The organism is Citrobacter sp. CK185, from assembly GCF_030333565.1.
In the GTDB taxonomy this organism is placed as follows: domain Bacteria; phylum Pseudomonadota; class Gammaproteobacteria; order Enterobacterales; family Enterobacteriaceae; genus Citrobacter_B; species Citrobacter_B koseri.
Genome location: NZ_JAOWFR010000001.1, coordinates 90,771 through 111,581 on the forward strand (window position 1 = coordinate 90,771; position 20,811 = coordinate 111,581).

Consider the following 20,811-nt stretch of genomic DNA (forward strand, 5'->3'; position numbering starts at 1 on the left):
AAGCCGCTTTTTCTTTATCAACTCAGAAGATTATTTCTTCTTCGCTTTCGGGTTCGGCAGGTCGGTGATGCTGCCTTCGAACACTTCGGCTGCCAGGCCAACGGACTCGTGCAGAGTCGGGTGAGCGTGGATAGTCAGCGCGATGTCTTCAGCATCACAGCCCATCTCGATCGCCAGACCGATTTCGCCCAGCAGCTCGCCGCCGTTGGTGCCGACAATCGCACCACCGATAACACGGTGAGATTCTTTGTCGAAAATCAGCTTGGTCATACCGTCTGCGCAGTCAGAAGCGATAGCACGGCCAGACGCTGCCCACGGGAAGGTGGCGGTTTCGTAGCTGATGCCTTTCTCTTTCGCTTCTTTCTCCGTCAGACCTACCCATGCAACTTCTGGCTCAGTGTAGGCGATGGACGGAATAACTTTCGGATCGAAGTAGTGTTTCTTACCGGCGATAACTTCAGCGGCAACGTGACCTTCGTGAACACCTTTGTGCGCCAGCATCGGCTGACCGACGATATCGCCGATAGCAAAGATGTGCGGTACGTTAGTGCGCAGCTGTTTGTCTACGCGGATGAAGCCACGGTCGTCAACTTCTACGCCAGCCTTGCCAGCATCGAGGTTTTTACCGTTCGGCACACGGCCGATAGCCACCAGCACCGCATCGTAACGCTGTGCTTCTGCTGGTGCTTTTTTGCCTTCCATGGAAACGTAAATACCGTCTTCTTTCGCTTCAACGGCAGTCACTTTGGTTTCCAGCATCAGGTTGAATTTCTTGCCGATGCGTTTAGTGAAGACTTTAACGATGTCTTTGTCTGCCGCCGGGATAACCTGGTCGAACATTTCAACCACGTCGATCTCTGAACCCAGCGCATGGTACACCGTACCCATTTCCAGACCGATGATACCGCCGCCCATAACCAGCAGGCGTTTCGGTACGGATTTCAGTTCCAGTGCGTCGGTGGAGTCCCAGACGCGCGGATCTTCGTGCGGAATAAACGGCAGTTGGATCGGACGGGAACCTGCTGCGATAATCGCGTTGTCGAAGTTGATCACGGTTTTGCCGTTCTCGCCTTCCACTTCCAGGGTGTTGGCCCCGGTGAATTTACCCAGACCGTTTACCACTTTCACTTTACGGCCTTTCGCCATACCAGCCAGACCGCCGGTCAGCTGAGTGATAACTTTCTCTTTCCAGGTACGAATTTTGTCGATATCGGTTTTCGGCTCGCCAAAAACGATACCGTGTTCAGCCAGTGCTTTGGCTTCTTCGATAACTTTTGCTACGTGCAGAAGAGCTTTAGAAGGGATACAGCCGACGTTCAGACAAACACCGCCGAGGGTGTTGTAACGTTCTACGATTACGGTTTCCAGACCTAAATCAGCGCAACGGAAGGCAGCAGAGTAACCTGCCGGGCCTGCCCCAAGTACCACGACCTGAGTTTTGATTTCAGTACTCATCATGACCTCTTAATTTATTCCCGGCGATCCCTGGTCTTGTCGCCCATCATCCACCGGGTCGTTCTATCCGCCCGTATTTTACAAAATTGTTAACAATTTTGAAACAACAAACGGCAACCGATTTGTCTTTCGCACGATAACCTCACTCACTTCATGAGATTACCAGAAAAAAGCCGGCCGTCAGGCCGACTTTTTTGCTTGCTTACATCACCAGACGGCGAATGTCAGACAGCGTGTTGTTGATGATGGTGATAAAGCGAGCACCATCAGCACCGTCAATCACGCGGTGGTCGAAGGAGAGAGAAATCGGCATCATCAGACGCGGAGTAAACTCTTTACCATTCCACACCGGTTCCATTGCGGACTTAGAAACGCCGAGGATAGCCACTTCCGGCGCGTTCACAATCGGCGCGAAGTGGGTGGTGCCCAGGCCGCCGATGCTGGAGATAGTGAAGCAACCGCCCTGCATTTCGCCAGCGGTCAGCTTACCATCACGCGCTTTCTTAGAGATGGTCGTCAGTTCACGGGACAGCTCAGTAATGCTCTTCTTGTTCACATCTTTGAACACCGGAACAACCAGACCGTTCGGCGTGTCGACCGCGACACCAATGTTGATGTACTTCTTCAACGTCAGGCGCTGACCGTCTTCAGACAGAGAGCTGTTGAAGCGCGGCATCTGTTCCAGAGCAGCGGCAACGGCTTTCATGATGAAGACCACTGGCGTGAATTTCACGTCCAGCTTACGTTTTTCAGCTTCCGCATTCTGCTGCTTACGGAACGCTTCCAGATCGGTGATATCCGTTTTGTCGAAGTGCGTAACGTGCGGGATCATCACCCAGTTACGGCTCAGGTTAGCACCAGAGATTTTCTGGATGCGGCCCAGTTCAACTTCTTCCACTTCACCAAACTTGCTGAAGTCCACTTTCGGCCACGGCAGCAGACCTGGCAGAGAACCGCCGGTTGCGCCCGCTGGCGCGGATTCAGCGCGCTTGATAGCGTCTTTCACGTAAGCCTGAACGTCTTCGCGCAGGATACGACCTTTACGGCCAGTACCCTTCACTTTCGCCAGGTTAACGCCGAACTCGCGCGCCAGGCGGCGAATCAGCGGGGTCGCGTGAACGTAAGCGTCATTTTCAGCAAACTCAGATTTGCCTTCCGCTTTTGCCGCAGGCGCAGCGGCCGGTTTAGCGGCCTGAGCAGGTGCAGCGGCAGGTGCCGGAGCAGCAGCCGGAGCCGCGGCAGGGGCAGCGGCAGGTGCCGGAGCAGCAGCCGGAGCCGCGGCAGGGGCAGCGCCTTCCACTTCGAAGACCATAATCAGAGAGCCGGTAGACACTTTGTCGCCAACGTTAACTTTCAGCTCTTTAACCACGCCCGCGAACGGTGCCGGCACTTCCATAGAGGCTTTGTCGCCTTCTACGGTGATCAGCGACTGTTCAGCTTCCACTTTATCGCCGACTTTAACCATCACTTCGGTGACTTCAACTTCGTCGCCGCCGATGTCCGGTACGTTAACGTCTTTCGCGCCAGCCGCTGCTGCCGGAGCCGCCGCTGCTGGTGCTGCCGCCTGAGCGGGCGCAGCAGCAGGCGCAGCGCCCGCCACTTCGAAGACCATGATCAGAGAGCCGGTAGACACTTTATCGCCAGCGTTGACTTTGATCTCTTTAACCGTACCCGCGAACGGCGCCGGCACTTCCATAGAAGCTTTGTCGCCTTCTACGGTGATCAGCGACTGCTCAGCCGCAACGGTGTCGCCCACTTTGACCAGGATCTCGGTGACTTCAACTTCGTCGCCGCCGATATCTGGTACGTGTACGTCTTTCGCTGCCGCAGCAGCAGCAGCAGGAGCGGCTGCCGGAGCGGCTTCTTTCTTCTCTTCTGCCGGAGCAGGCGCAGCGTCAGCTGCACCGTCGGCGGAATCGAAAATCATGATAAGTGCGCCCGTCGCGGTTTTGTCGCCAACAGAGACTTTAATCTCTTTAACGACGCCCGCCTGCGGCGATGGAACTTCCATAGAGGCCTTGTCGCCTTCTACGGTGATCAGCGACTGTTCAGCTTCAACTTTGTCGCCCACTTTGACCAGGATCTCGGTGATTTCAACTTCATCAGCCCCGATGTCCGGTACGTTGATTTCGATAGCCATTATTCTTTTACCTCTTACGCCAGACGCGGGTTAACTTTATCTGCATCGATGTTGAATTTAGTGATGGCTTCCGCTACCACTTTCTTATCGATTTCGCCACGTTTAGCCAGCTCGCCCAGAGCCGCAACAACCACATAAGATGCATCCACTTCGAAGTGGTGACGCAGGTTCTCACGGCTGTCAGAGCGGCCGAAACCGTCAGTACCCAGTACGCGGTAATCATCAGCCGGTACATAAGTACGAACCTGCTCGGCGAACAGTTTCATATAGTCAGTCGATGCCACTGCCGGCGCGTCGTTCATTACCTGAGCAATGTACGGAACGCGTGGAGTTTCCAGCGGGTGCAGCATGTTCCAGCGCTCACAATCCTGGCCATCACGCGCCAGTTCAGTGAAGGAGGTGACGCTGTAAACGTCAGAACCTACGCCGTAATCTTTCGCCAGGATCTCTGCTGCTTCACGAACGTGACGCAGGATAGAACCGGAGCCCAGCAGCTGAACTTTACCTTTCTTACCTTCGAGGGTTTCGAGTTTGTAGATACCTTTACGGATACCTTCCTCAGCACCTTCCGGCATGGCTGGCATGTGGTAGTTTTCGTTCAGCGTGGTGATGTAGTAGTAAACGTTCTCTTGTTTCTCACCGTACATACGCTCCAGACCATCGTGCATGATGACCGCAACTTCGTACGCGTAAGACGGATCGTAAGAGATACAGTTCGGGATAGTCAGAGACTGAATGTGGCTGTGGCCATCTTCGTGCTGCAAACCTTCGCCGTTCAGCGTCGTACGACCGGAAGTACCACCGATCAGGAAGCCGCGCGCCTGTTGGTCACCTGCTGCCCAGCACAGGTCGCCGATACGCTGGAACCCGAACATGGAGTAGTAGATGTAGAACGGGATCATCGGCAGGTTGTTGGTGCTGTAAGAGGTCGCAGCGGCCAGCCAGGAAGAACCTGCGCCCAGCTCGTTGATGCCTTCCTGCAAAATCTGACCTTTCTCGTCTTCTTTGTAGTAAGCAACCTGCTCACGGTCCTGCGGGGTGTACTGCTGGCCGTTCGGGCTGTAAATACCGATCTGACGGAACAGACCTTCCATACCGAAAGTACGCGCTTCGTCAGCGATGATCGGAACCAGACGATCTTTGATCGACTTGTTCTTCAGCATCACGTTCAGGGCACGAACGAAAGCGATAGTGGTGGAGATCTCTTTGTTCTGCTCTTCCAGCAGCGCGCCGAAGTCTTCCAGGGTCGGCAGTTCCAGCTTCTCAGTGAAGTTCGGCTGGCGGCTCGGCAGGTAGCCGTGCAGTTTCTGACGCTGTGCGTGCAGATAAGTGTGCTCTTCAGAACCTTCCGGGAAGGTAATGTACGGCAGTTTTTCGATGTCAGCATCGGATACCGGCACATTGAAACGATCGCGGACGTAACGAACGCCGTCCATGTTCATTTTCTTAACCTGGTGCGCGATGTTTTTACCTTCGGCAGTGTCACCCATGCCATAACCTTTGATGGTATGGGCCAGGATTACCGTTGCTTTGCCTTTGGTTTCCTGCGCTTTTTTCAGTGCAGCGTAGACTTTCTTCGGATCGTGACCACCACGGTTCAGTGCCCAGATCTGCTCATCAGTCCAGTCAGCAACCAGGGCTGCGGTTTCTGGATATTTACCGAAGAAGTGCTCACGTACGTAAGCGCCATCTTTGGATTTGAAGGTCTGGTAGTCGCCGTCAACGGTTTCGTTCATCAGTTGGATCAGTTTACCGCTGGTGTCTTTACGCAGCAGCTCATCCCAACGACCGCCCCACATCACTTTGATCACGTTCCAGCCAGCGCCGTCAAAGATGCCTTCCAGTTCGTTAACGATTTTGCCGTTACCGGTTACCGGGCCGTCCAGACGTTGCAGGTTACAGTTGATGATGAAGACCAGGTTGTCCAGTTTCTCACGGGTGGCGATGGTGATAGCCCCTTTGGATTCCGGCTCGTCCATCTCGCCGTCGCCCAGGAAAGCGTAAACGGTCTGTTTGGACGTGTCTTTCAGACCACGGTGTTCCAGATATTTCAGGAATTTAGCCTGGTAGATCGCGCCGATTGGGCCCAGACCCATAGATACGGTCGGGAACTGCCAGAATTCCGGCATCAGTTTCGGGTGCGGGTAGGAAGAGAGGCCTTTGCCATGAACTTCCTGACGGAAGTTGTCCATCTGTTCTTCAGTCAGACGGCCTTCCAGGAATGCGCGTGCATACACGCCCGGGGAGATGTGGCCCTGGAAGTATACCAGGTCGCCGCCATCCTGCTCATTGCGTGCGCGGAAGAAGTGGTTGAAGCAAACATCATAAACAGTTGCGGAAGACTGGAAGGAAGCCATGTGGCCACCCAGTTCGAGGTCTTTTTTAGACGCACGCAGTACGGTCATGATGGCGTTCCAGCGGATAGCTGAACGGATACGACGCTCCAGTTCCAGATTGCCCGGGTATTCCGGTTCATCTTCAACGGCAATAGTGTTTACATAGTTGCTAGCCCCTGCACCTGCCGCTACTTTCACGCCGCCTTTGCGGGCTTCAGAAAGAAGCTGGTCAATCAGATACTGAGCACGCTCAACACCTTCTTCACGGATGACCGATTCGATCGCCTGTAGCCAGTCGCGAGTTTCGATCGGATCCACGTCATTTGGGAAACGTTCTGACATGGGGGTATTCCTTATCTATCTAATACGTTGATTTGTCTGGAACCTGTCCCATTGAGCTTTCGCCAGAAAGCGCAATAAGACAGGTTCTGCGTTTAGTTGCCGCGCGCTATAATTTGCGCTTGATTTACAACATCTTCTGGTTAACGTTCTGCCAGAAAAATCACTAATTCTTTCGTTGCTCCAGACGGCGTAAGGCGCGTTCACGACGGCTTTCCTCACGGCTTCTGTCCAGGAGAATCTCTTCGATAAACGCCAGGTGACGATGCGACGCTTCACGCGCATCGATCGGGTTACCGGCGATGATCGCTTCAAAAATACGGGTGCGATGACTGCTCACCAGCGGAAGCATCTCCCGGCGCGCATACAGCAATTCAAAGTTCTGACGAACGTTTTGCGCCAGCATCGGCTCCATACACCTTAGCAGATGGAGCAGCACCACATTGTGCGCCGCTTCGGTGACAGCGATTTGATACTGGAGAACCGCGTCGGATTCGGCATCCAGATCGCCGGACTGTTGTGCAAGCTCGATGGCATGATGGAGTTCACGAATGCGGGTTTTGTCTTCATCCGTGCTACGCAATGCCGCGTAATAAGCGGCAATGCCTTCCAGCGCATGGCGCGTCTCAAGCAGGTCAAATTGGGATTCAGGATGATCGGAGAGCAGTTCTACCAGTGGGTCGCTAAAGCTCTGCCACAGACTGCTCTGCACAAAAGTTCCGCCGCCCTGGCGACGAAGCAGCAAACCCTTCGCTTCGAGACGTTGGATCGCCTCGCGTAAAGAGGGGCGGGAGACGTCGAACTGTTTAGCCAGTTCACGTTCCGGTGGGAGTTTTTCGCCGGGGCGCAAAGTCCCCTCAAGAATTAAAAACTCCAGCTGCTGCTCAATCACATCGGATAGTTTTGGTTGGCGGATTTTGCTGTAGGCCATGATTTCCTGTCTTAAGCCATTTGCCCGGAGTCAATTGGTCTTACCAATTTCACGTTCGTGACGCTAAAGTAACAAAGTATTCACCTTCTGTCCATACAGGTTTTGATTGAAATCAGTAAACCACGCACATTTTAACAAGATTACAGAAATAACGTTTCAAAGATGTAACTATGCACAAATGTTAAATTTACTCCCCTGGGAGTAGATTTAACGTAATTGAAACGAGGAAAAATTTTATCTGAACCGATTCAACTGCTTATTTAATGCTTTTATATTCATAAATAATGAATAAATATTTATCAGCTAAAATTTGAGGTGGGAGAGGTGGTATTTACAAATGGTTTCTTTTTATTCAACTCGTCATCGTCCCTTCATAAAGCAGGTGCATTAACGCCCGCATACCATTATTCTTTAGCCGACGAAAGACTTTCGGTAACAATTAAGATTTCATCAGCGTAAACATATTAATACAACAAATGGAATTGCAAACTTACACACGCGTCACTGCGTAGTTCAAAAATAACCACACACGAGGTTTCATGATGGAAGGTCAACAGCATGGCGAGCAGCTAAAGCGCGGTCTTAAAAACCGCCATATCCAGCTAATCGCCCTGGGGGGCGCAATCGGTACCGGGCTGTTTCTGGGCAGCGCATCCGTTATCCAGTCAGCAGGGCCAGGGATTATTCTGGGTTATGCCATCGCGGGCTTTATCGCTTTTCTGATCATGCGTCAGTTAGGTGAAATGGTGGTTGAAGAGCCGGTTGCCGGTTCGTTCAGCCACTTCGCCTATAAATACTGGGGCGGATTTGCAGGCTTCGCTTCCGGCTGGAACTATTGGGTGCTGTATGTGCTGGTTGCGATGGCGGAACTGACGGCGGTCGGGAAATACATTCAGTTCTGGTGGCCTGAAATCCCCACCTGGGTCTCCGCTGCGGCCTTCTTTGTGCTCATCAACGCCATCAACCTGACCAACGTGAAAGTGTTTGGTGAGATGGAGTTCTGGTTTGCCATCATTAAAGTTATCGCAGTGGTGGCGATGATCCTCTTCGGCGGCTGGCTGCTGTTTAGCGGCAACGGCGGCCCGCAGGCGACCGTGCGTAACCTGTGGGAACAGGGCGGCTTTCTGCCGCATGGTTTCACCGGGCTGGTCATGATGATGGCGATTATCATGTTCTCCTTCGGTGGACTGGAGCTGGTCGGGATCACGGCGGCGGAAGCGGACAACCCAGAGCAAAGCATTCCGAAAGCGACGAACCAGGTTATCTACCGTATTTTGATTTTCTATATTGGTTCGCTGGCGGTGCTGCTTTCTCTGCTGCCGTGGACGCGCGTAACGGCGGATACCAGCCCGTTTGTCCTGATCTTCCACGAACTGGGCGATACCCTCGTAGCCAACGCGCTGAATATCGTGGTACTGACCGCGGCGCTGTCCGTCTATAACAGCTGCGTATACTGCAACAGCCGTATGCTGTTCGGCCTGGCTCAGCAGGGCAACGCGCCGAAAGTGTTTTTAAGCGTGGATAAACGCGGCGTACCGGTGAACACCATTCTGGTTTCCGCACTGGTTACCGCGCTCTGCGTGCTGATTAACTATATGGCGCCGGACTCGGCATTCGGCTTGCTGATGGCGCTGGTGGTCTCTGCTCTGGTGATCAACTGGGCAATGATCAGCCTCGCGCACATAAAGTTCCGTCGCGCCAAACAGCAGCAGGGAGTGAAAACTCGCTTCCCGGCGCTGTTCTACCCGCTGGGTAACTGGGTCTGCCTGCTGTTTATGGCGGCGGTGCTGGTCATTATGCTGATGACGCCAGGCATGGCCATCTCGGTCTACCTGATTCCGGTGTGGATTGTCATTCTGGGCGTAGGCTATCTGTGTAAACAGAAAACCGCAAAAACCGTTAAAGCGCATTAATCCCCACAGCCCTCACTCGCAAGAGTGAGGGTTGCAACCTGCCTCACATTTTCCTCTGTATAGCCATTTTATCCATATCAGCGGCGTTATCCTGCAACGCAATTACTTCACTTGCGCAGAATAATTCTCTACATCATCTGATGGGAGACGTTTCAATGGAAAAGGGTAAGCTGTCGATAAAAGAAAAAATCGGCTATGGCATGGGTGACGCCGGATGCAACATCATCTTTGGCGCCATAATGCTGTTTGTTAACTATTTTTATACAGATATTTTTGGGCTGGCTCCCGCTCTGGTCGGCGTATTACTCCTCTCCGTTCGCGTGATTGATGCCGTTACCGACCCGATTATGGGCGCAATCGCCGATCGTACCCAAAGCAAATACGGGCGATTTCGTCCCTGGCTGCTGTGGATTGCCTTCCCTTATGCGCTGTTCAGCATCCTGATGTTCACCACCCCGGAATGGACATATAACAGCAAGGTTATCTATGCGTTTGTCACCTATTTTCTGCTGTCGATTACCTACACCGCCATCAATATTCCCTACTGCTCATTGGGCGGCGTCATCACCAACGATCCGCAAGAGCGCGTGGCCTGCCAGTCATACCGTTTTGTGCTGGTCGGGATTGCCACTCTGCTGTTGTCATTAACGCTGTTGCCGATGGTGGAGTGGTTTGGCGGCGATAATAAAGCCAAAGGCTACCAGATGGCGATGACCGTACTGGCGATTATCGGCATGTGCATGTTCCTGTTCTGCTTCGCCACCGTTCGTGAACGCATTCGTCCTGCCGTTCCTACCCATGATGACATGAAGAACGATTTCAAAGACGTATGGAAAAACGATCAATGGGTACGCATCCTGCTGCTGACGTTGTGCAACGTCTGTCCGGGGTTTATCCGCATGGCGGCAACCATGTATTACGTGACCTGGGTAATGGGGCAAAGCACTCACTTCGCCACCCTTTTCATTAGCCTCGGCGTGGTGGGAATGATGATCGGCAGTATGCTGGCGAAAGTGCTGACCGACCGCTGGTGCAAACTGAAGGTCTTCTTCTGGACCAATATCGCGCTGGCGCTGTTCTCCTGCGCCTTTTACTTCTTCGATCCAAAAGCCACTACGCTTATCGTGGTGCTCTACTTCCTGCTAAACATCCTGCATCAGATCCCTTCCCCGCTGCACTGGTCGCTGATGGCAGACGTCGATGACTACGGCGAATGGAAAACCGGCAAGCGCATCACCGGCATCAGCTTTTCCGGCAACCTGTTCTTCCTGAAACTGGGTCTGGCGATTGCCGGAGCAATGGTCGGTTTCCTGTTATCCTGGTATGGCTACGACGCTGGCGCCAAAGCGCAGAGCGACACGGCAATCGGCGGTATTGTTCTGCTCTTCACGGTGATCCCCGGCGTCGGCTATCTGATCACCGCCGGCGTGGTTCGCCTGCTGAAAGTGGATCGCGAACTGATGAAACAGATTCAGAAGGACCTGGAAAAACGCCGCGCCAGCTACCGCGAGCTCAACGATGACCCGCAATTTAACGTCGCTGAAACAGTAAGGAAAGCCTGATGCAAAACTGGCCCAACCCGTTTATTGAACAACGCGCCGATCCGTTTATTCTTCGCGACGGCAACCATTATTACTTTATCGCCTCGGTGCCGGAGTATGACCGGCTGGAGATCCGTCGGGCAAACTCGCTGGAAAACTTACGCACCGCCTCCCCTGTCGTCGTCTGGCGTAAACCTGAAAGCGGCCCGATGTGCGAGCTTATCTGGGCGCCAGAGATTCACCGCATCGACGGCAAGTGGTACATCTATTTCGCCGCCGCGCATACCCAGGCGCTCGACAAACTGGGAATGTTCCAGCACCGCATGTTTGTCCTGGAGTGTACAGATGCCGACCCGCTCAGCGGCGTCTGGGAAGAAAAAGGTCAGATCAAAACACCATTTAATACCTTCGCGCTGGATGCCACGACTTTTAGCCATCAGGGAAAACAGTGGTATTTGTGGGCGCAGAAAGCGCCGGATATCGCCGGAAATTCCAATATCTATCTTGCCGGGCTGGAAAATCCGTGGACGATCAAAGGCGCGCCGGTGATGCTCAGCAAGCCGGAATATGACTGGGAGTGCCGGGGTTTTCGCGTCAATGAAGGGCCTGCGGTTATAACGCACGGCGATAAGCTGTTTATCAGCTATTCCGCCAGCGCCACCGACGAAAACTACTGTATGGGTCTGCTGTGGATTGATATGCATGCCGATCCGCAAAATCCGGAAAACTGGCACAAATCACCGCGTCCGGTCTTTACCACCAGCAATGAAAACCGCCAGTATGGGCCAGGGCACAACAGCTTTACCCAAACGCCGGAAGGCGATGATGTACTGGTCTACCATGCGCGAAATTATACGGAGATTGAAGGCGATCCGCTGTACGATCCGAACCGTCATACCCGCCTGAAGCTGATTCGCTGGGACGAAAACGGAATGCCAGATTTTGGCATCCCGCCTGCGGATACCGTCTGAGCACGTTGCCCGGCGGCGCTGCGCTTACCGGGCCTATAAACCTATAAATGAGTGATGCCGTAGGCCGGATAAGCGCAGCGCCATCCGGCAAAACGACATTACACCAGCGCTCCGTAAATGGTCAGAAATGCGATCGCCACCACCACCGCCAGAGACGTTTTCTTCGCCATTGAAACAGCGGCTTTCGGCGTTTCGACCTTATCCGTGTGCGGCTCGCGGGCCAGCGAGAACTGTGCCAGACGCGTCAACACCTGGTACTGAGACGTGCGCAGATCCGCCAGCGAAACAAACCAGGCGGGCAGCGCTTTCTCGCCATGCCCCAGCAGCGCATAAACCACGCCAGCCAGACGCACCGGAATCCAGTCCAGAACATGAAGAATCGCGTCGATGCCGGACTGCAAACGTTGATGCGGCGTTTGATAACGCGCCAGCCAGGACTGCCAGGCGCGCAGAAACGCATAGCCGACCAGCGTCACCGGCCCCCACGGGCCGCCGACAATAAACCAGAACAGCGGCGCCAGATAGAAGCGGAAATTTATCCAGAGCAGCGCATTTTGCAGCTCGCGCAAAAACTCCCGTTCATTGCAGTCTGGCGGCACGCCGTGGATCAGCGTCAGTTCGTTAGCCATCGCTTCACGGGCATGGGCATCATTACGGGAAGCCGCGTTCAGGTACGCGTGATAATGCAGACGAACCTTCCCTGCGCCAATACACAACACACCAATCAGTATCCAGACCACCAGCGTGGGAGCGTTAAACAGTAAACCTTCCAGCGCACGCAGCAGCAGGAACGTCACCGCCATCGCAACAATCGTCATCCCCAGCGTACGCGCCATCGAAAAATGCGTCGTCCGGCGGAACAGGACCTCCAGTCGGTGGTCGAGGTGCCAGTGCTCACCCAGCTTGAACAGGCGCTCAACAATCAGCACCAGTAATGTCGTAAACAGCGTCATGTCATCTCCTTGTGTGACGAGGCGGTGACCAGCGCGCGAAACTTCGCCCAGTCGAAAGACGGACCGGGATCGGTTTTACGCTCAGGCGCAATATTGCAGTGTCCGGTCATGTTGTCGGCTATCGCCGGGTAAAGCGCAATCAGCGTGCGCGTCACGGCGGCCAGTTGCTGATACTGCGCATCGGTATAAGCCAGCGTGTCCGTTCCCTCCAGCTCGATACCAATGGAAAAATCATTACAGCGCTCACGCCCCTGATAGTTCGACACGCCCGCATGCCAGGCACGCTTGTCGAAAGGGACATACTGCACAATTTCGCCATCACGGCGAATCAGACAATGTGCCGAAACGCGCAAATGGGCAATCTCGGCAAAAAAAGGATGGGCAGCGGGATCGAGTGTTCCGGTGAATAGCGCATCAATCCACGGACCGCCAAACTCGCCTGGCGGCAGGCTGATATTGTGCACCACCAGCAAAGAAGGGGTTTCGTCATCCGGGCGGCAGTCAAAATGGGGAGAGGGGACGCGTCGCGCCTCCGCCAGCCAGCCCTTGTCTAACAGCATACAGAACCTCCTTTTATATGGTGCAGTTATCCGGTTCAGAGTAGCATGTTTCTACCTTATGATTCGTTACCAATTTGGAGTTTTATCATGCCGCCTCGCCGCTACAACCCTGACTACCGACGTGACGCGCTGTTGGAACGCATAAATCTGGATATCCCCACCGCTGTCGCCCAGGCGCTGCGTGAAGATTTAGGCGGAGAAGTTGACGCAAATAACGATATTACCGCGCAGCTTTTACCGGAGAACACCCGTTCTCACGCCACGGTGATTACCCGTGAAGATGGCGTATTCTGCGGAAAACGTTGGGTAGAAGAGGTCTTTATTCAACTGGCCGGCGATGATGTCAGCATCACCTGGCGCGTACAGGACGGCGACAGCATTAAAGCCAACCAGCCGCTGTTTGAACTGGACGGCCCGTCTCGCATCCTGCTGACCGGCGAGCGCACCGCGTTGAACTTTGTTCAGACGCTTTCCGGCGTCGCAAGCGAAGTCCGTAAATACGTTGATTTACTGGCGGGGACAAAAACGCAACTGCTGGACACCCGCAAAACCCTGCCGGGTCTGCGAACCGCATTAAAATACGCCGTATTGTGCGGCGGCGGCGCGAATCACCGTCTGGGGCTTTCCGACGCCTTTCTGATTAAAGAGAACCACATCATCGCTTCCGGCTCAGTGCGCCAGGCGGTCGAGAAAGCCTTCTGGCTGCATCCTGATGTGCCGGTTGAAGTTGAAGTTGAGAATCTGGATGAGCTGGACGACGCGCTGAAAGCGGGCGCAGACATCATCATGCTGGATAACTTCGAAACGGATCAGATGCGTGAAGCGGTGAAACGCACCAACGGACAGGCGCGGCTGGAAGTTTCCGGCAATGTCACTGATGAAACCCTGCGCGAATTTGCCGAAACCGGCGTGGATTTTATCTCCGTTGGCGCGCTGACCAAACATGTGAGAGCGCTCGATCTCTCTATGCGTTTTCGCTAACGCCGGATTGTCATGCCCGATGGCGCTTTGCTTATCGGGCCTACAAATGATGCAAATCCCTGCCGATAATGCCCGATGGCGCTCCGCTTATCGGGCCTACAAATGATGTAAATCCGTAGGCCGGATAAGGCGTTTACGCCGCCATCCGGCACATTTTTTCGGGCGGCCTCGCAAACCTGCTGCCCTGCTATGCAACCCGCTAACAATCTTCTGAATACCCTTTCCCGTTTCGATTTTTGCCGCTCGCGAATTATCCCCTACGTTTGCCAAAGTAGCGCCTGTTAACTCAAGGAGCAGACAATGGACAAACAACGCGGATTTACGCTTATCGAACTAATGGTGGTGATCGGCATTATCGCCATCCTGAGCGCCATCGGCATTCCGGCCTACCAGAACTACCTGCGCAAAGCCGCACTGACGGATATGTTGCAGACATTCGTACCTTACCGTACCGCCGTCGAACTCTGCGCGCTGGAACACGGCGGCATTGCAACCTGCGACGCCAGCAGCAACGGCATCCCCTCTCCGACCACCACCCGCTACGTCTCTGGCATGAGCATAGAAAAAGGCGTGGTAATGCTCACCGGGCAGGAGAGCCTCAACGGTCTGAGCATCACCATGACGCCCAACTGGGATAACGCCAACGGCATCACCGGCTGGACGCGCAGTTGCAACATCCAGAGCGACAGCGCGCTGCAACAGGCCTGTGAAGATGTTTTCCGCTTTGACGCCAGCTAAGGAGAACGCGATGAACATCACGCAACTTACGGCACTGTGCCTGCGTCATCAGGGAATATTGCTCGATGCCGATAACGAGGTGGTTCACGTCGCTGTCGTGGATTCACCGTCCCATGAACTGCTGGACGCCCTGCACTTTGCCACAACAAAGCGGATCGACATTGTCTGCTGGACTCGTCAGCAAATGGAAGGCCATATGCATAAGCCGCGGAAAATGCTCCCGGCCGTCATCGCCGACGATAGCCGCACGGCGGCGGAACTTTTGCAGCAGACGCTGGAATCCGCGCTGGCAAAACGCGCTTCCGACATCCACATTGAACCTGCGGAAAACCACTACCGAATCAGGCTGCGCGTGGATGGCGTACTTCATGCCTTGCCCGGCGTGTCATCCGTCACCGGCGCGGCACTGACGGCAAGGTTAAAGGTACTGGGCAATCTGGATATTGCCGAACATCGACTCCCGCAAGACGGGCAATTTACCGTGACGATTGCGGGTAATGCGGTTTCATTTCGTGTCGCGATCCTCCCCTGCCGGGACGGTGAGAAAGTGGTACTGCGGTTACTTCACCAGGTCGAGCAGGCGCTTGATCTCAACGCGTTAGGCATGCCTGATACGCAACTCGCCCTGCTCATGCAGGCGCTACGGCAACCGCAGGGACTGGTTCTGGTGACAGGCCCTACCGGCAGTGGAAAAACCGTAACGCTCTACAGCGCGCTACAGGCGCGCAACACCCAGGATGTGAATCTCTGTAGCGTAGAAGACCCGGTCGAAATCCCTGTCGAGGGCCTTAATCAGACACAAATTCATCCGCGCGCCGGACTTACCTTTCAGAGCGTATTACGCGCGCTGCTGCGTCAGGACCCCGACATTATAATGGTGGGCGAAATCCGTGATGGCGAAACGGCAGAAATTGCGATTAAAGCCGCGCAAACCGGCCACCTGGTGCTGTCCACGCTGCATACCAACTCCACCAGTGAAACGCTGATACGTTTACAACAGATGGGCGTCGCGCGTTGGATGATCTCATCCGCCCTGACGCTGGTCGTCGCCCAGCGACTGGTCAGAAAATTATGTCCGTACTGCCGTCATCTTGCCGCAGAGCCTGTCTCGCTTCCCGCCGCGCTATGGCCTACCACGCTTCCCCGCTGGCAAGCGCCCGGTTGCGAACGTTGCTACCACGGATTTTATGGGCGTACCGCACTCTTCGAGGTTTTGCCTGTTACGCCCGCATTGCGACAGTTGCTAATCAACAATGCAACCGTTGAGGCGCTGGAGTCCTGCGCCCGACAGGAAGGGATGAGTACGCTTTTTGAGAACGGCTGTCATGCGGTTGAACAAGGATTGACGACCTTTGAAGAACTCCTGCGCGTTCTGGGGCTACCCCATGTCAGCTAAACAGCTTTGGCGCTGGCAAGGGATTAACGCCACGGGCCATTCGGAAGAGGGGGCCTTATGGGCTGACGATCGTGCCGCACTGCTCGTTGCTCTGGAACATCAGCACATCATGCCGATACGCGCAAAACGCTTGAGCGTTAAAGCGGCACACTGGCGCGCAGAGCAAAGCGCGGAGATCATCCACCAACTGGCGACGCTTCTCAAAGCGGGGCTTACGCTTTCCGAAGGACTGACGTTGCTTGCCGGGCAGCATCCCAGTAGACAATGGCAGGCGCTGTTGCAAACGCTGGCCCATAACCTGGAGCAAGGCGCCCCGCTTTCTTCCGCGCTGGCGCAATGGCCGCAGGTCTTTCCTCCACTCTATCAGGCGATGATCCGTACCGGGGAACTTACCGGAAAACTCGATGAATGCTGCTTTGAGCTGGCGCGTCAGCAAAATGCCCAAAAACAGCTTGCTGACAAAGTCAAAAAAGCGCTGCGTTATCCCATCATGATTCTGACGATGGCCGTGATGGTTGTTTTCGCCATGCTGCACTTTGTCCTGCCAGAGTTTGCCGCTATCTACCGGACATTCAATACGCCGTTACCGGCACTGACGCAGGGCATCATCACACTGGCGCAGTGGAGTGCCCAATGGGGCTGGCTGATGGCGCTGCTCGGTATCGCAACGGGGGTAATCTACGGTTTGATAATAAAAAAACCGTACTGGCAGATTCAACGCCAGCGTCTTCTGCTGCGCTGTCCCGTTATTGCACGCCTGGTCAGAGGCCAAAAACTCACGCAGATTTTCACCATCCTGGCATTAACGCAACGCGCCGGAATCCCCTTTTCACAAGGGCTGGAAAGTGTCGCAGAAACCCTGAATTGCCCTTACTGGTCTCAGCGTTTAGCTCAGGTTCATCGCGATATTCATGCCGGAAAACCGGTCTGGCAGGCGCTTAAAAATGCCGGTGAGTTCAGCCCATTGTGCATACAGTTGGTCATGACCGGTGAAACTTCCGGCGCGCTGGATGCAATGTTGCATAACCTTGCCCGGCACCACGGTGAGAATACGCTATCGCTGGCGGATAACCTGGCGGCGCTACTGGAACCCGCCTTGCTTGTTATCACAGGGGTCATTATTGGTACGTTGGTCGTGGCAATGTATTTGCCCGTTTTCCATCTGGGGGATGCAATGAGCGGTATGGGATAATGCTGGCGCATTGTGCTGCGCCAGCGCACGGGATTACAGGCTATTGAAAATGCGGTTTTCTTGTTCCTGTACCCGAATAAACGTCGTGCGTTTCGTCAGCTCTTTCAGACGGGAGGCGCCAACGTAGGTACAGGCTGAACGCAGACCGCCGAGGATATCACGCGCGGTGTATTCCACCGGGCCACGCAGCGGCAGCTTAACGGTTTTCCCTTCTGCTGCACGATATTGCGCAACGCCGCCAACGTGGCGGGTCATAGCGGATTCAGAACTCATGCCATAGAACAGCATAAATTTCTCGCCATTCTCTTCAACAATTTTACCGCCGCTTTCTTCATGGCCTGCCAGCATACCACCCAGCATCACGAAATCCGCGCCGCCGCCGAACGCTTTTGCGACATCGCCAGGCATGGTGCAACCGCCATCGCTGACAATCATACCGCCCAGACCATGCGCGGCATCGGCGCATTCAATCACCGCAGAAAGCTGCGGATAGCCCACGCCGGTTTTCACACGCGTGGTACATACGGAGCCAGGACCAATCCCGACTTTTACAATATCCGCGCCGGAGAGAACCAACTCTTCACACATTTCACCGGTCACCACGTTACCGGCACAAATGGTTTTTGTCGGCCATGCTTCACGCGCCTTTGAAACAAACTGCACGAAGTGTTCGGAGTAACCATTTGCCACATCAATACAAACAAAGTTCAGTGCCGGGCTCTGCGCCAGAATCTGTTTGGTTTTTTCGAAATCAGCATCGGAGGTGCCTGTTGAAACCATCACATGCCTGAGAACATCCTCAGAGGCGGTACTGGTGAAGGCGTTCCAGTCCTCAACGGAATAGTGCTTATGTACGGCAGTCAGAATGTCGAACGATGCCAGAGCGCTTGCCATCTCGAAAGTCCCGACGGTGTCCATATTTGCCGCGATAATCGGCACGCCGGACCAGGTCTGACCTGAATGTTTAAAGGTGAATTGACGTTCCAGTTCAACATCAGAACGACTTTTGAGGGTAGAGCGTTTAGGGCGGATAAGAACGTCTTTGAAACCTAATTTCAGATCTTCTTCGATACGCATGTGCGGATTCCTGGGGTTAATGGCAAAAAAGCGAAACTCACAACTCCAGTGACGTTATCATACGCACTAATCAGGCTTGCGCAAGACTGCGAAATTCTCTTTTTTTACGCTACAATCCCATAAATTTACCTGGCGAATAGTAGATAATGCCTACAGTAATATCGCCTTCGCGCGCTCAACTTTTAACCATTTGATTATCAAACCTAAATCCCAGGATCTGGACTTATGAGGTATACAGTAGCCTTAACCGGCGGCATTGGCAGTGGTAAAAGCACCGTTGCGAATGCATTCGCTGACCTCGGAATAAACGTTATCGACGCCGATATTATTGCGCGTCAGGTGGTTGAACCCGGTCAACCCGCCCTTATGGCGATCGCTGAACATTTTGGTTCTGCACTTATCGCGCCAGACGGTTCGCTACAACGCCGGATGTTGCGCGAACGTATCTTTGCCAGTCCTGAAGAGAAATCCTGGCTGAATGCCCTGCTCCATCCGTTAATTCAGCAGGAAACCCGGCGTCAGTTTCAGCAGGCAACGTCCCCTTACGTGCTATGGGTTGTGCCCCTGCTCGTCGAAAATGCGCTGTATAAACAAGCCAATCGCGTTCTGGTGGTCGACGTGACGCCCGAAACGCAGCTCTTGCGAACCATGCAGCGCGATGATGTGACGCGTGAACATGTTGAACAAATTCTGGCTGCCCAGGCAACGCGTGAAGCACGCCTTGCCGTGGCAGATGATGTTATTGATAATAATGGCGCACCGGACGCTATCGCGTCGGATGTCGCCCGCCTGCACGCGCGCTATTTACAGCTTGCGTCGCAGTTTGTCTCACAGGAAAAACCGTAATGCACACCCAGGTCCTTTTTGAACACCCTCTCAATGAGAAGATGCGTACATGGCTGCGCATTGAGTTTCTGATTCAGCAACTCTCCGTCAATTTGCCCCTTGCAGATCATGCGGGCGCTCTGCATTTTTTCCGTAACATCGGGGATTTGCTGGATGTGTTCGAACGTGGTGAAGTGCGGACCGAGTTGCTAAAAGAGCTTGAGCGTCAGCAGCGCAAACTTCAGGCCTGGGTTGAAGTGCCGGGGGTTGACCAGAGTCGAATTGAGGCTCTGCGCCAGCAATTGAAGACAGCGGGCAGCATTCTGATTTCTGCTCCGCGTATCGGGCAGCAGTTACGTGAAGATCGCCTGATTGCTCTGGTTCGTCAGCGCCTGAGTATTCCTGGCGGTTGTTGTAGTTTTGATTTGCCGACCCTGCATATCTGGCTGCATTTGCCGCAGGAACAGCGTGATGCGCAGGTTGAAACCTGGATTGCCAGCCTGAACCCGCTCAATCAGGCATTAACGCTGATCCTGGATTTGATTCGTAATTCCTCGCCGTTCCGTAAGCAAACCAGCCTGAATGGTTTTTATCAGGACAATGGCGATGATGCCGACCTGCTGCGTTTGCAACTGGCGCTTGATTCACAGCTCTATCCACAAATTTCCGGGCATAAGAGCCGCTTTGCGATTCGCTTTATGCCGCTGGATAGCGAAAATGGGCTGGTGCCTGAGCGCCTCGATTTCGAACTGGCATGTTGTTAAGGAGTAAAGATGTCAGAAACTATCACCGTTAGCTGCCCAACCTGCGGGAAAACCGTTGTCTGGGGCGAAGTGAGTCCGTTCCGTCCATTTTGTTCTAAACGCTGCCAGTTGATCGATCTCGGCGAGTGGGCCGCTGAAGAGAAGCGTATTCCAAGCTCTGGCGACTTGTCAGAAAGCGACGACTGGAGTGAAGAGCAGAAGTAATTCAACTAAAACGTAGGGCGGGCAAGCGTAGCGCCCCCGCCATAATTTGCCGGATGGCGGCGTTGCCTTATCCGGCCTACGAACTACGAACACCATTAGCCAGCAATCAGCTTTTCAATTACTGGCGCATTCGCGGGCGGGAAATCTTCCGCATTCAGAGCATTTTGCGCAATCCACCGCCCCGGTTGCCCCTCTTTTCCCCACGGCTCCCCTTCCCAGTGATCAACTAACCAGAACCACAGTGTGATGTGCCTGTCCGGGAACTGATATTCCAGCTTTTCAAATAGCGTCGCTTCACGCGGGGTAATCCCCACTTCTTCCTGCAACTCCCGGATCAGCGCCTGCTCCGGCGTTTCGCCCGCTTCGATTTTCCCGCCGGGAAACTCCAGTTTGTTGGCCATATGGGCATCGGCCGCACGTTGGGTAATAAAAACTTCGTGGTTCGGGTTGCGAATAATCCCGACAGCGATTTGCAGTTTTTTCATACGGTTACAT

At 54.1% G+C, this 20,811-nt stretch carries 18 protein-coding genes; 10 read left to right on the forward strand and 8 right to left on the reverse strand.

The genetic code is table 11. From position 1 onward, the window contains the following. Nucleotides 1-30: 30 nt before the first annotated feature. The 4 genes from lpdA to pdhR all read right to left on the reverse strand — a co-directional run bounded on the left by lpdA (nucleotide 31) and on the right by pdhR (nucleotide 7,201). On the reverse strand, nucleotides 31-1,455 hold the full coding sequence (gene lpdA / locus OGV79_RS00415; protein ID WP_047463778.1) for a dihydrolipoyl dehydrogenase: 1,425 nt from the start codon (nucleotides 1,453-1,455) through the stop codon (nucleotides 31-33). 202 nt (nucleotides 1,456-1,657) lie between these two features. Next, nucleotides 1,658-3,595: a pyruvate dehydrogenase complex dihydrolipoyllysine-residue acetyltransferase gene (aceF, locus tag OGV79_RS00420; RefSeq protein ID WP_286466644.1), complete on the reverse strand. Its 1,938-nt coding sequence runs from the start codon at nucleotides 3,593-3,595 to the stop codon at nucleotides 1,658-1,660. Nucleotides 3,596-3,609: 14 nt separating this feature from the next. Continuing rightward, the gene (gene aceE, locus OGV79_RS00425) at nucleotides 3,610-6,273 is read right to left on the reverse strand and encodes a pyruvate dehydrogenase (acetyl-transferring), homodimeric type (RefSeq protein ID WP_012134048.1); all 2,664 of its coding nucleotides are present in this window, start codon (nucleotides 6,271-6,273) and stop codon (nucleotides 3,610-3,612) included. A gap of 163 nt (nucleotides 6,274-6,436) precedes the next feature. Then, nucleotides 6,437-7,201 carry a pyruvate dehydrogenase complex transcriptional repressor PdhR gene (pdhR, locus tag OGV79_RS00430; RefSeq protein WP_012134049.1) on the reverse strand — a complete coding sequence of 255 codons (765 nt, stop codon included), beginning with the start codon at nucleotides 7,199-7,201 and terminating at the stop codon, nucleotides 6,437-6,439. A gap of 539 nt (nucleotides 7,202-7,740) precedes the next feature. Between pdhR and aroP the strand changes: the two genes are divergently transcribed. The 3 genes from aroP (at nucleotide 7,741) to OGV79_RS00445 (ending at nucleotide 11,626) form a co-directional block, all read left to right on the forward strand. Continuing rightward, complete coding sequence (gene aroP, locus OGV79_RS00435) at nucleotides 7,741-9,114, forward strand: aromatic amino acid transporter AroP (protein ID WP_012134051.1); 1,374 nt, start codon at nucleotides 7,741-7,743, stop codon at nucleotides 9,112-9,114. A 155-nt stretch (nucleotides 9,115-9,269) separates the two neighbouring features. Further along, on the forward strand, nucleotides 9,270-10,676 hold the full coding sequence (locus OGV79_RS00440; protein ID WP_101744240.1) for a glycoside-pentoside-hexuronide (GPH):cation symporter: 1,407 nt from the start codon (nucleotides 9,270-9,272) through the stop codon (nucleotides 10,674-10,676). Beyond that, nucleotides 10,676-11,626 (forward strand): glycoside hydrolase family 43 protein, encoded by a 951-nt coding sequence (locus tag OGV79_RS00445; RefSeq protein WP_115626358.1) that lies wholly within the window; start codon nucleotides 10,676-10,678, stop codon nucleotides 11,624-11,626. Before OGV79_RS00440 ends, OGV79_RS00445 begins: the two co-directional genes overlap by 1 nt. A gap of 98 nt (nucleotides 11,627-11,724) precedes the next feature. Here OGV79_RS00445 and ampE read toward each other — a convergent pair whose 3' ends face one another. Continuing rightward, a complete protein-coding gene (ampE, locus tag OGV79_RS00450; RefSeq protein ID WP_200031222.1) occupies nucleotides 11,725-12,579 on the reverse strand; it encodes a beta-lactamase regulator AmpE in 855 nt (284 codons plus the stop codon). Further along, nucleotides 12,576-13,139 carry a 1,6-anhydro-N-acetylmuramyl-L-alanine amidase AmpD gene (ampD, locus tag OGV79_RS00455; protein WP_012134055.1) on the reverse strand — a complete coding sequence of 188 codons (564 nt, stop codon included), beginning with the start codon at nucleotides 13,137-13,139 and terminating at the stop codon, nucleotides 12,576-12,578. The genes ampE and ampD overlap by 4 nt, the downstream gene beginning before the upstream one ends. Nucleotides 13,140-13,226: 87 nt before the next feature. On the opposite strand from ampD, the gene nadC reads away from it, so the two are divergent. From nadC to hofC, 4 genes are all read left to right on the forward strand, one after another. After that, nucleotides 13,227-14,120 carry a carboxylating nicotinate-nucleotide diphosphorylase gene (gene nadC, locus OGV79_RS00460; protein WP_012134056.1) on the forward strand — a complete coding sequence of 298 codons (894 nt, stop codon included), beginning with the start codon at nucleotides 13,227-13,229 and terminating at the stop codon, nucleotides 14,118-14,120. Nucleotides 14,121-14,420: 300 nt separating this feature from the next. Beyond that, the gene (ppdD, locus tag OGV79_RS00465; RefSeq protein ID WP_047458901.1) at nucleotides 14,421-14,858 is read left to right on the forward strand and encodes a prepilin peptidase-dependent pilin; all 438 of its coding nucleotides are present in this window, start codon (nucleotides 14,421-14,423) and stop codon (nucleotides 14,856-14,858) included. Nucleotides 14,859-14,868: 10 nt separating this feature from the next. Next, on the forward strand, nucleotides 14,869-16,254 hold the full coding sequence (gene gspE / locus OGV79_RS00470; RefSeq protein WP_200076026.1) for a type II secretion system protein GspE: 1,386 nt from the start codon (nucleotides 14,869-14,871) through the stop codon (nucleotides 16,252-16,254). Further along, nucleotides 16,244-17,446 carry a protein transport protein HofC gene (gene hofC, locus OGV79_RS00475; protein WP_286466650.1) on the forward strand — a complete coding sequence of 401 codons (1,203 nt, stop codon included), beginning with the start codon at nucleotides 16,244-16,246 and terminating at the stop codon, nucleotides 17,444-17,446. The genes gspE and hofC overlap by 11 nt, the downstream gene beginning before the upstream one ends. 33 nt (nucleotides 17,447-17,479) lie before the next feature. On the opposite strand, the gene OGV79_RS00480 is transcribed toward hofC, so the two are convergent. After that, nucleotides 17,480-18,523 (reverse strand): GMP reductase, encoded by a 1,044-nt coding sequence (locus tag OGV79_RS00480; protein ID WP_058668571.1) that lies wholly within the window; start codon nucleotides 18,521-18,523, stop codon nucleotides 17,480-17,482. Between the two features lie 225 nt (nucleotides 18,524-18,748). On the opposite strand from OGV79_RS00480, the gene coaE reads away from it, so the two are divergent. From coaE to yacG, 3 genes are read left to right on the forward strand one after another with little or no spacing between them, the layout of a single operon-like run. Next, entirely contained in the window at nucleotides 18,749-19,369 is a 621-nt protein-coding gene (gene coaE / locus OGV79_RS00485) for a dephospho-CoA kinase (protein WP_058668570.1), read from the forward strand. Beyond that, entirely contained in the window at nucleotides 19,369-20,112 is a 744-nt protein-coding gene (zapD, locus tag OGV79_RS00490) for a cell division protein ZapD (RefSeq protein WP_200076028.1), read from the forward strand. Before coaE ends, zapD begins: the two co-directional genes overlap by 1 nt. A 9-nt stretch (nucleotides 20,113-20,121) precedes the next feature. Then, complete coding sequence (gene yacG / locus OGV79_RS00495) at nucleotides 20,122-20,316, forward strand: DNA gyrase inhibitor YacG (protein ID WP_047458910.1); 195 nt, start codon at nucleotides 20,122-20,124, stop codon at nucleotides 20,314-20,316. 95 nt (nucleotides 20,317-20,411) lie between these two features. Here the strand turns inward: yacG and mutT are convergent, their stop codons facing one another. Next, nucleotides 20,412-20,801 carry an 8-oxo-dGTP diphosphatase MutT gene (gene mutT / locus OGV79_RS00500; RefSeq protein ID WP_115609614.1) on the reverse strand — a complete coding sequence of 130 codons (390 nt, stop codon included), beginning with the start codon at nucleotides 20,799-20,801 and terminating at the stop codon, nucleotides 20,412-20,414. Nucleotides 20,802-20,811 lie beyond the last annotated feature (10 nt).